At 51.1% G+C, this 1,569-nt stretch carries 1 rRNA gene; it reads right to left on the minus strand.

What is annotated here, in order from left to right:
* Positions 1-110: 110 nt before the first annotated feature.
* A 23S ribosomal RNA gene (locus J2X05_RS21090) occupies positions 111-1,569 on the minus strand; the annotation flags it as partial.

Consider the following 1,569-nt stretch of genomic DNA (forward strand, 5'->3'; position numbering starts at 1 on the left):
TTTTACATATCTGTATTTTACAGTGTTTTGGATGCTTGTATATCTTAACAAGTCCGGTGCAGTGTTAGTGCATTTGAATCTGTAAACCGTCTAACAGTCGATTCTGTTATATGGTCAAGCCGCACGAGCAATTAGTATTGGTTAGCTCAACGCATCGCTGCGCTTCCACACCCAACCTATCAACGTCGTAGTCTTCAACGGCTCTTTAGGGGACTTAAAGTCCCAGGGAGATCTCATCTTGAAGGAGGCTTCCCGCTTAGATGCTTTCAGCGGTTATCCCGTCCGAACATAGCTACCGGGCAGTGCCATTGGCATGACAACCCGAACACCAGAGGTTCGTTCATTCCGGTCCTCTCGTACTAGGAACAACTCTTCTCAAATCTCCAACGCCCACGGCAGATAGGGACCGAACTGTCTCACGACGTTCTAAACCCAGCTCGCGTACCACTTTAAATGGCGAACAGCCATACCCTTGGGACCGGCTTCAGCCCCAGGATGTGATGAGCCGACATCGAGGTGCCAAACACCGCCGTCGATGTGAACTCTTGGGCGGTATCAGCCTGTTATCCCCGGAGTACCTTTTATCCGTTGAGCGATGGCCCTTCCATACAGAACCACCGGATCACTAAGACCTACTTTCGTACCTGCTCGACATGTCTGTCTCGCAGTCAAGCGTGCTTTTGCCTTTACACTAACCTCATGATTTCCGACCATGATTAGCACACCTTCGTGCTCCTCCGTTACTCTTTGGGAGGAGACCGCCCCAGTCAAACTACCCACCATACACTGTCCGTAACCCCGATAAGGGGCCGACGTTAGAACCTCAAACATACCAGGGTGGTATTTCAAGGACGGCTCCATCGAAACTAGCGTCTCGACTTCAAAGCCTCCCACCTATCCTACACAGATAGGTTCAAAGTTCAGTGCAAAGCTATAGTAAAGGTTCACGGGGTCTTTCCGTCTAGCCGCGGGTACACGGCATCTTAACCGCGATTTCAATTTCACTGAGTCTCGGGTGGAGACAGCGCCCCCATCATTACGCCATTCGTGCAGGTCGGAACTTACCCGACAAGGAATTTCGCTACCTTAGGACCGTTATAGTTACGGCCGCCGTTTACCGGGGCTTCGATCAAGAGCTTCGCTTGCGCTAACCCCATCAATTAACCTTCCGGCACCGGGCAGGCGTCACACCCTATACGTCCACTTACGTGTTTGCAGAGTGCTGTGTTTTTAATAAACAGTTGCAGGGGCCTGGTATCTTCGACTGCCAATAGCTTACGGGGCAAGCCCTTCACCATCAGCAGTGCACCTTCTCCCGAAGTTACGGTGCCATTTTGCCTAGTTCCTTCACCCGAGTTCTCTCAAGCGCCTTGGTATTCTCTACCTGATCACCTGTGTCGGTTTGGAGTACGGTCTCTTTTTACCTGAAGCTTAGAGGCTTTTCTTGGAAGCATGGCATCAAGCACTTCATGTTCCGAGGAACACTCGTCATCAGTTCTCAGCCTTAGCATCCCGGATTTACCTAAGACACCAGCCTACGACCTTAAACACGGACAACCAACGCCGTGC

Source organism: Cellvibrio fibrivorans (assembly GCF_031457055.1).
In the GTDB taxonomy this organism is placed as follows: domain Bacteria; phylum Pseudomonadota; class Gammaproteobacteria; order Pseudomonadales; family Cellvibrionaceae; genus Cellvibrio; species Cellvibrio fibrivorans.